This window comes from Actinacidiphila glaucinigra, from assembly GCF_900188405.1.
GTDB lineage: Bacteria > Actinomycetota > Actinomycetes > Streptomycetales > Streptomycetaceae > Actinacidiphila > Actinacidiphila glaucinigra.
Map to the genome: position 1 here is coordinate 1 of NZ_FZOF01000064.1, position 9,428 is coordinate 9,428.

Genomic DNA, 9,428 nt, shown 5'->3' on the forward strand with positions numbered 1-9,428 from the left:
GCCACGCAGACGACGGCCACCACGCCGAGCGCCGCGCCGACGACGCCGCCGAGGAGCCCGATGGTGGTGGACTCCGCCAGGAACTGCCCGGCCACCTGGCGTCTGGACGCACCCAGGGCGCGGCGGAGCCCGATCTCGCCGGTGCGTTCCATGACGGTGACGAGGGTGACGTTGGCGATGCCGATGGCACCCACGACCAGGGAGACGAGTCCGAGGATCAGGAAAAGCCCGTTGACGTCGCCTTGGACGCCCTTCCTGGTCTTGGTCAGGTCGGGTGGGGCGGTGACCGTGAGGGCCTCCTCGTGTCCGGGGGCGAGGGCGATCGGGGCCTGCCGGGCGACCTGCCGGGCGGCGCCGAGCGAGGTGTTGACCAGGACGCGGGTGACGTCCTTCAGGCCCATGCGGTCCGCCGCCGTGGTCGGCGGCAGGATCACCGAGGCGGACAGCCGCGTCTCGCGTCGGATCCCGCCGAGGACGCCGATCACCGTGTACGACTGCCCCTTGAAGAAGACGGCCGGGGCGTCGCGTACGTCGTCGATGCCGAGCAGCCGTGCGGCCTGGTCGCCGAGGACGGCGACCCGCTCGTGGCGCGCGATGTCACCGGTGTCGTAGAAGCGGCCGGCGGTCATGGTGCCGCGGACCGCCTCCGGCAGCGCCGGGGTGGCCGCGACGACGGCCAGGGTCTGTTCGGTGACGGTGCCGGGGGCGACGATGTCGTTGGCGCGGACCTGGACGTTCGCGGTGTCCTCCGCGTCGGAGAGTGCGGCCGACGATTCCACTCCGGCCAGGCGTTCCACCGCGTCGGTCCCTGACCACGACACCAGCGGCGGATCGGCGGACCCGGACGGCGGGGCCGGCACGACAACCGTGACGGACGTGGCGGTGAGGGCGTCGAAGCGGCCGACGATCTGGTTCGCCGCCGTCGACGCCACGCCGATCGTGATGACCAAGGTGCCGATACCCAGTACCGTGCCCAGGGTGGTCAGGGCCGAGCGCACCGGGCGGGCGAGCACCCCGGCCAGCGACTCCGACCACAGGTCCCTCGGGTCCATCCACGGACGCTCGGCCCGGCCGCGGCGGTGTCGCCGGAGCTCACGGCGAGGGGCCCTCATGCGGTCTCCTGACGGAGCATGCCGTCGCGGATCCGCACCCGCCGGTCCGCGTGCGCGCTGACGGCGTCGTCATGGGTGATCACCAGCAGGGTCATGCCCTGGGCGCGGAGTTCACCGAAGAGCGCCAGCACGGACTCGGTGTTCTCGCTGTCGAGGTTGCCGGTCGGCTCGTCGCACAGCAGCATGGCCGGCTCGCCCATCAGGGCGCGGGCGATGGCCACCCGCTGCCGTTCACCGCCGGACAGCCGTCCCGGCAGGAAGCCGAAGCGGTGCGCCAGGCCCACCCTGGTGAGCGCGGCCCGGGCCCGCTCGGCCCGGGTACGGCGCCCGCGGCCCGGGCGCGGGGCCCGGTAGGTCTCGGCGAGCATGACGTTCTCGTCCACCGTCCGGTACGGCAGCAGATGGAAGGACTGGAACACGAACCCGATGCGGCTGCCCCGCAGCGCGGTCCGCTCGGCGTCCCCCAAGGCGTTGGTCAGCACCCCGTCCAGCCAGTAACTGCCCGAGGTGGGCCGGTCCAGCAGACCCAGGATGTTGAGCAGCGTCGACTTCCCGGAACCCGACGGGCCCACGATCGACAGGTGCTCCCCTCGGCGGACCTCCAGATCCACCTCGCGCAGGGCGTGCACCGGCGGGTCGGAGTCGAAGACCCGGCTCACGTCACCGAGCCGGATCACCGTGTCAGCGTCCGGCGCTTCCCCGGCGACCGCGTGGGGCGGCAGGGATCTGCGGCTGTGCCTCACCGTCCGACCACCACCTGGTCGCCCTCGTCCAGCGAGCCACCCACCGCGTTCACCTCGACCTGCCCCGCGGCCGACAGCCCCACGATGACCGGCACGTCGACGACCTCGCCGTCGCGCTCCACCCGCACCCGCGCCTTGCCGTCCGCACGGGTACGCACCGCCGCCACCGGCACCACCAGCACGGCGCTCTTCGAAGCACCCACCTGAATGGTCACCCTGGCGCCACCGCCCGCGTCACGCCGGAGTGCGCCGGGGTCGGGCACGGAGATCACCAGCGGCACCGGCGCGGAGGGGTCGTCGGGTGACGCCGCGTCCGCGCCGGCTTCGGCGCCTTTGTCCGCGGCGGCCGCTTCGCCGCCGACGCCTGAGACGACGCCGCGCACCGTGCGGCCGTCCGCTGTCTCGATCAGGGCCTCCATTCCCTCGCGCAGCGCGGAACCGTCCGTGCCGGGGACGACGGCCCGCACCACCACGTCGGAGCTGGTCACGGTGGCGACCTCGCCGTCGACGGTGTCACCGAGGCGCACCTTCACCTTGCCGACCCGGACCGGCAGTTCGGGCAGGAACACGACCTCGCCCGCCGGGACCTCGGTGCCGTAGGTGGCGGTGAACGCGCTCAGAGCCGCGTTGGCCCGGTCCAGCTGCTGCCGCGCGGCGCGCGACTCGAGCGCGGACGCCTCACCGGAGGCAGGCGACCCCGCACCGTCGCCCTCGCCTCCCCCGTCCCGCGCCGCGAGGACCGCCAGCTGCGCCTGGGTCACCGCGGCCTCCAGCTCACCGAGTTGCTGCTGCTCGGCGACACCGGGCTGCTGCGGCTGGAAGCCCTCGCCGCGGTACCACTGCGTCACCGCCCCCGCCGTGCCCTGCCGGTAGTTCCCGCTCACCGCACCCGGATCGTGCCCCAGCCTGCGCAACGCGCTCTGCAACTGCCGCACGTCGTCGCCCGAACTGCTGGGACCCAGCGCCCGGTACATCGGCACCGGCCCCCGCAGCACGAACACCGGACGCCCGTTCACCTGCATCAGCACACTGCCCTCACGCAGCGTCGCCCCCGGCTGCGGAGCCTTCGTCACCCGTTGGACGGCCCCCTCGCCCTCACCGGAGGGACCCCCGGCCGATCCCACCGGCCCCGACAACGAGACCGGCCGCGGCGCCCCGAACTCCACGGAACCCTGTGCCACCACCGCCGCGGTCAGCTTCTGGCGCACCACGGCCACCGTGACCGGTCCGGCCTGGGGCGGCTGGTGCGCGGCGGCGGCGTCGGCCGGTGACTGCATCTGCGAACCGGCCACCCAGCCGCCCGCGCCGACCAGGGCCACCACGCCGACGATCACGCCGACCTGCCTGCCGCGGCTCCGCGGACCGGGTACGAGACCCCGGCTCATCCGCCGATCCCGGAGAAGGGGTGCTTGTCCAGCTTGGGGAAGTAGGCGGCCCGGAACTCCTTGCCGCAGGTCAGGTCCTTGGTCGCCAGCCCGATCTCCCAGGCCAGCTTCGAGCGGGCGGTGTCGCTGTCGAGGCCCTTCACGCCCTGCGCGGGCACCGCTGCGCTCACCTGGAACTTGACCATGTCCCCGATGGCGGTCGGCTGGGTCGTCGTCACCGCGATCCCCTCGCCACGCAGGCAGTTCGCGAACTTCTGTGCCAGCTCCACGAGTTGCGGATCCCCGTTGAGCGCCAGTTCCGCCGCGCGATCCTGCTCCTCGGCCGCCGCCCGCTCACGGTCCAGCTCCGCCTGGGACTTGCGCGGACCGAGGACCTCGTCGTCGGCGTCCTTCATACAGCCGGGCACCTGGGCGGTCCTGCCGCCCTTGTTCATCAGCGCGCCCCCCATCGCCTTGTCGTAGGCCTTGCGCTGGACCGGTGAGAGCGCCTTCAAGTAAGCCGTGTCCGGGCTCGTCCACATCCTCTTCTCGTAGGCCTCGGTGCCCTGGAGGGACGCGTCGTCCGGGTAGACGGCGGGCGCGTAGAGCCCGAAGCCGTACTTGTCGCGGTGCTTCTTCGCCAGGTCGTAGTCCTGCCCGTCGAGCGCGGCGCCCGAGGTGTCCCATTCCGTCACGTGCGGCGTGTAGGTGAAGCCCTGCTTCCGCATGCAGGCGGCGATGAGGTTCTCCCTCAGGTACGACCTCTTGAGCTCCTCGTCCGCGCCCTCGGGAATCTCCAGTTCGCCGTTCGGGGCGGTGGACGCCGAGGAGGAGGTCGCGGAGCCGGCGGCGGGGGACGCGCCGCTCTCGGCGGTGGGCGCGTCGGGGCCGCCGCAGCCGGCGAGCCCGAGCGCGCACGCCGTGAACACCCCCAGCAGGACAGCGTGCAGTGGGGACGTAGATTTCATTTCTTCCACCATGTCGATCGTGAGGGCTCTTCGCACCGCGGCCGGGACCCGCCCGACGCCGCCCGCGCATGCCGGGCCCGATCCGTACGGTCGGGTCGCCGGGTGGGCAATGGTGCTGCTGAAGGGGGAAAGGCCCTGTGGGGTCCATTTCTCCGCACCCCCGCCCTGTGAGCCGCGTCACACGGCGCGTCCCTGGCCTGCGCACCGGGTCACCGGAGGCCGTAGGCATGCGCGAGCCCCCCGGCCCTGGGCCGGGGGGCTCGCGGATACGGCGAGGCGCTACGAGGTGGTGCGGTAGGCCCGGTGGATCGTCTGCTTCAGCGTGTTGCCGTCCGCGTCCGTGAGCACGACGCGCAGCGAGACGCTGCCGGGGCGGGCGGGGTGGCGCAGTTCGAGGCGCTTGCGGTCGGCGGTCTTGGCCGGCTTCCAGGTCCTGCCGTCATCGTAGGACACGGTGACCGCGAGCTTGCGGGCGGTGCGCGCGGTGGCCGCGCCCTCGATCGTGAAGGGGACGGTGAAGGCCTTGCCGGCCTTGGCCGTGCTGGCCGCCCCGAGCCTGGGCGTGAAGCGCACCGCCGACAGCGGCAGCCACTTCACGGCGTCCCCGGCCACGTGGCCGGAGCGGAAGGTCCACTCGGCGGTCACCCGGGTGCTGACCGCGGAGAGCGACGCGGCGCGGGAGACGTCGGTGGTGAGCCGGTAGGTGTGCCGCCCGGCGGGGAGGGCGTGCGTCTCGCCGTTCAGGGGCTCGTCCGAGGTGAACACCGGTGTGCCGTCCGCGTACAGAGCGCTCCTGGCCTTGGTGTGGTCGGAGACGCCCACGTGGCCCGCGCCGTCGGAGAACAGCGGCACGTACGCGGCGAACTCGTCGCCGAGCCGGATCGCTCCCGACGCCTCACCTCCCGCGCTGTAGAGGTGCGGACCGAAGACACCGATGTTGAACCGCTGCGTGTACGACCTGCCCGCGGTGTAGGACCGGGGAGCGGTGACCGTCTGGCCGCCCTCCCACCGCGGTTCGCCGTCCGCGTCCGGAGCGCCGTACTGGTTGACGGCGTACTGCCACTTCACGCCCGGCAGGACGTACTCGGTACCGGTGTGCGGCAGGGCGAACTCGTCCGCGTCGAAGTCGAACCAGGACCCGTTCGGCGCCAGGGGCGCGGCCGTGAGGGTCCCGGTCTTGCCCGCGGCGGGTGCGCCGACGGTGAGGTTCAGCTCGGCGAAGTCCTGGCGTCGCGGTTTCGCGGTGAATCCGGAGAGGTCGCCGGTGCGGTTCCAGGCCGGCCGGTAGCGCACGGCACCATGGGTCCACGTCCCGTTGTACTGCGCGAACGCCTCGCCCGCCGGGAGCCGGGCGCCGAGCTGGCCGACCCGCAGGTTGCCGAAGTCGTCGACGAGATAGGTGGACGTGTAGCCCGATCCGCCGGTGCCGACGCCGAAGTTGAGGGTGGCGGCGGTGTGCTTCGCCGCGCGGTCGGGCACGGTGATCCGGACGGGCTCGGCCTTGCGGGCGTCCATGACCAGTGTGGTGTCCCGGGTCAGCGCGAACTTCGGGTGCAGCAGCAGGGCCAGCTTCACGTCGCCGGGGTCGGCTCCGGTGGAGACACGTCCCTCGAGGGCGTAGCGGCCCTTGGGCAGCCGCACCGTGAACTCCCCGTCCTCGGGGTCGGAGTAGTCCTTCCAGATGTCGCCGTCCAGGCCGTACACGCCCGTCTGGGCGTTGCCGCTGGGCTTGCCCCGCAGGTCCAGGTGCCTGACCGTGAGGTCGTACGACTCGGGCTCGCGGTTGACACCGAAGGCGGTCCGCACGGTGGTGTCGGCGGCCGTCGCGGTCACGGAGCCGCCGAAGGTGCCGTCGGCGGTGCCCGCACGGGTGTCGGCGGTCACGGCGGCGGTCGCCGTGCCGCCCGCCGGGACGGTGAGCCGCTGCGACGAGACGGTGAACATGCCCTCGGCGGCCGGCTTCCCGTCCTCGCCGAAGGCCTCGGCGGCCAGGTCCAGGGTGACCGGCCGGTCTCCGTCGTTGCGGTAGGTGATCTCCTTGGTGACCGGCTCGTCGTCGGCGTGCGGCCACCGGGCGGTGCCGAACCCCAGCGCGGGGCTGCTCGTCACCGGCCGGTCCATCGCCCGCGCGATGTCGGTGCGGCCCGTGCCCTGGGCGAACGCGGACAGACCCGGGGTGGCCGCGGCGGAGCCGGTGAGCGCGTCCTTGATCCACTCGCCGGTCCAGTCCGGGTGCCGCTGGGCGAGGATCGCGGCGGCGCCCGCCACGTGCGGGGTGGCCATCGACGTTCCGCTCATCGAGACATAGCCGTCGGCCGCCGGGTCGCCCTCCACGCCCTCGGCGGCCCGCGCGGCGACGATGTCCACGCCGGGGGCGGTGAGGTCGGGCTTCAGGGAGCCGTCGGCGGTGGGGCCGTGGCTGGAGAAGTCGGCGATGGCGTCGGTTCGGTCCACCGCGCCGACGGTGAGTGCGGCGGCGGCGCTGCCCGGGGTGCCGATGGTGGCCGCGGCGGGGCCTCTGTTGCCCGCGGCGATGACGAACAGGGTGCCGGAGTCCGCCGACAGCCGGTTCACGGCCTGCTCGACCGGGTCGGTCTCCGGGGTGTCCTCGCCGCCGAGGCTGAGGTTGACCACCTTGGCGCCCTGGTCGACGGCCCACTGCATACCGGCGATGATGTCGGATTCGCGGCCCGCGCCGCTGTCGTCGAGGACCTTGCCGCTGATGATGCGCGCCCCGGGCGCCACGCCCTTGTACTTCCCGCCCGACCGGGCCCCGGAGCCCGCGACGGTCGAGGCCACGTGCGTGCCGTGGCCCACGCGGTCGACGGTGTCCGGCGTGTCGGAGAAGTTCTTCTGGGCGTCGACGCGGTCCTTCAGGTCGGGGTGCGTGGCGTCCACCCCGGTGTCCAGGACCGCGACGGTGACGCCCGTGCCGTCGTAGCCGGCCGCCCAGGCCGCCGGGGCGCCGATCTGCGCCGTGCTCCGGTCCAGACTCGCCTCGACCTTGCCGTCGAGCCAGATCTTCCGGACCTTCGCCGCGCCGTCGGCGGCCGCCGAACGCGCGTCCGCTCCGGTGCCGGTGAGCGTCCGCCACAGCGTCGCGGCCTCGGACTTGCGGGCCCGCAAGGCGTCGCCGTTGACGCTGGGCAGGTCACGGGTGACCCGGGCGCCGGAGGCGGACAGCGAGCGCGCCGCGAAGGAGCCGCCCTCGGGGTAGGTGACGATGAGCGGCAGGTCGGGCCGGGAGGCGTCGTCGTATCCGAGGTCCACCAGCCGTGTCACGTCGAACAGTTGCCGGTCGACGGTGCCGTCCGCGAGCAGCCGCTCGGCGTCGCGCGGCACCGCGAGGGAGTGCCCGTCGGCCGCGCGGGTTATGCGGAACGTCATGCCCTGCCGGCCTTCGGCGGCCGAGACGCCGGTGACCTTGCCCGCGCGGTCCAGGGTCACCTTGTCGCCGGTGACGAGGGTGACCGTCCGCCCGGACCCGCCGGAACCGGACCCCGCGCCGAACACCGCCCCCGGACGGAGCCCCGGGCGGGACGCGCCTTCGGCCGGAGCCGCCTGGACGGCGCCGGCCGCCCCGCCCAGCAGGGCGGTGGCGAGCGCGACTGCGGTGATCGGGCCGAATGCGCCTGCCGGCCTTCGTCTGTCGTGGTTCAAGGCGTGCCTTTCTTCCGTTGCCGGCCGAGCGGCCGGTACTGGTGGGAGGTGTCGCTGTGGACACGTGACCGCGCCTGCGCATGCCGGGCGGAACGCCGCGGGACCGTGGGACGCCCCGTTCGGCGCGCGCGGCCGTCAGACGACGCGCTTGCGGCCCCGCAGCAGGATGAAGACCGCCACGCCGGCGGCGAGCGCGAAGAGGACCGAGGCGTCCAGCCACTGCGTGGTGCTCAGCTGCGACAGGGGCAGGTAGTCGACGGAGTGGCCCACCACGTCCTTCTGCCGGAAGCAGACCTCGGCGGCCTTCGCGGAGGGCTCGTGGATGCAGGTGCTCAGAGGCAGAGTGTGTCCGGAGCCCGTCAGGTACGACTGGTCCACCTCCAAACCGCCCGCGGGAACCGCGGGAGCCGAACCGCCGTGCCCCGAGCGGCTCACGATCCTCAGCGGTTCCGCGAAGTCCAGGCGGTGCATGGCCCAGACCACCTCGACGGCGACCGCGAAGAAGAAGGTCACGACCATCGAGAGCAGGGTGCGGCGCAGGACCATGCCGATCGCGACGCCGCCCAGGACGGTGAGGACGGTGAGCGCCACGGGCACCGGTCCGGTGTTGGTGAAGACCGTCAGGTCCCAGCCCGTTCGCCCGTCCTGCTCCGTCAGCGGCGTCCACCACGCGTCGCACACGAGGGAGAGGGCGACCGTGCTCACGACGACCACGGGGACGGTGACGCCGATCTTGGCGGCGAGCCAGCGGGCGGGGCTCGCGACCTGGGTCGTGACGAGCTTGGCGGTGCCGCTCTCCAGATCACCGGCGAGCAGCGGGGCACCGAGGAACACGCCGGCGATGACGGGCACAAGGAGCAGGCCCAGACCGGCCTTGAGGGTCTCGGCCCGATAGGGCTCCATGCCCTCCAGCCACTTGTCCGGGGAGGCATGGGGCCAGCCGTGGGAGGTCAGGTGGTCGAGCAGACCGGCGCGCTGGTGGAGCATCCAGGCCACGGCCGCGGCGGTGGCGAGCAGGACGGTCCAGAAGGCGGCGCGGTGCTGGCGCCAGATGAGCCAGGTCATGCCGCTCAGACGGGGGCGGCGGGGGCCGGGCACGGCGACCGGGGGCGCGGGCGGTGCGGGCGGGGTCGTGGTCGCGCTGCTCATGCCGCCGCCCCCCGCGGGCCGTACGAGCGGCCCGGTATCTGGGCCACGGGACTGATCAGCGGCGGCGCCTCGGGCGAGCGCAGATAGGCGAGCAACAGTTCCTCCAACAGCGGCGTGTGGGACTGCCACTGGCCGCTCACCGGGCCGTCCGGCCGGATCAGGGCGGTGGCCTGGCGTCCGCTGGTGCGGTACTCCACGACGGTGTGCCGGGCCAGCTCCGCGGGCACCCCCGCGCTCTCGCCGTCGGTGGCGCCCTGCAGCAGCACATGGGCGCTGCGGATCTCGTCCACGTCCCCGGCCATGCGCAGGCCGCCGGTGGAGATGACCAGCAGGAAGTCGCAGACGCTCTCCAGCTCGCTGAGCATGTGCGAGGACATCAGCACCGTGGTGCCGTGCTCGGCGGCCTCGGCCATCAGGGTGCTCATCATCTCG

The 9,428-nt window shown here is 73.4% G+C and carries 6 protein-coding genes and 1 pseudogene; all 7 read right to left on the minus strand.

The genetic code is table 11. The annotated features are described in order from the left end of the window. Nucleotides 1–1,052 (minus strand): ABC transporter permease (locus tag CHF15_RS43450; protein ID WP_089229477.1); only part of this gene is annotated, 1,052 nt, incomplete at its 3' end. A 56-nt stretch (nt 1,053–1,108) separates the two neighbouring features. Then, nucleotides 1,109–1,789, minus strand: coding sequence for an ABC transporter ATP-binding protein (locus tag CHF15_RS43455; RefSeq protein WP_378362064.1), 681 nt, complete (start codon nt 1,787–1,789; stop codon nt 1,109–1,111). 62 nt (nt 1,790–1,851) lie between these two features. Continuing rightward, the gene (locus CHF15_RS43460; protein WP_089229479.1) at nt 1,852–3,240 is read right to left on the minus strand and encodes a peptidoglycan-binding domain-containing protein; all 1,389 of its coding nucleotides are present in this window, start codon (nt 3,238–3,240) and stop codon (nt 1,852–1,854) included. Then, entirely contained in the window at nt 3,237–4,187 is a 951-nt protein-coding gene (locus tag CHF15_RS43465; protein ID WP_179280265.1) for a hypothetical protein, read from the minus strand. The genes CHF15_RS43460 and CHF15_RS43465 overlap by 4 nt, the downstream gene beginning before the upstream one ends. A gap of 279 nt (nt 4,188–4,466) precedes the next feature. Continuing rightward, entirely contained in the window at nt 4,467–7,847 is a 3,381-nt protein-coding gene (locus CHF15_RS43470) for a S8 family peptidase (protein WP_089229481.1), read from the minus strand. Between the two features lie 135 nt (nt 7,848–7,982). Continuing rightward, nucleotides 7,983–8,996: an ABC transporter gene (locus CHF15_RS43475; protein WP_143681794.1), complete on the minus strand. Its 1,014-nt coding sequence runs from the start codon at nt 8,994–8,996 to the stop codon at nt 7,983–7,985. After that, a pseudogene (locus CHF15_RS43480) lies at nt 8,993–9,428 on the minus strand (ABC transporter ATP-binding protein); the annotation flags it as partial. The gene CHF15_RS43475 and the pseudogene CHF15_RS43480, both read right to left, overlap by 4 nt.

Excerpts from the sequence above, each read along its gene's own strand:
- CHF15_RS43475 (WP_143681794.1), bottom strand. The coding sequence starts at position 8,996 with ATGAGCAGCGCGACCACGACCCCGCCCGCACCGCCCGCGCCCCCGGTC.
- CHF15_RS43460 (WP_089229479.1), bottom strand. The coding sequence starts at position 3,240 with ATGAGCCGGGGTCTCGTACCCGGTCCGCGGAGCCGCGGCAGGCAGGTC.
- CHF15_RS43465 (WP_179280265.1), bottom strand. The coding sequence starts at position 4,187 with ATGAAATCTACGTCCCCACTGCACGCTGTCCTGCTGGGGGTGTTCACG.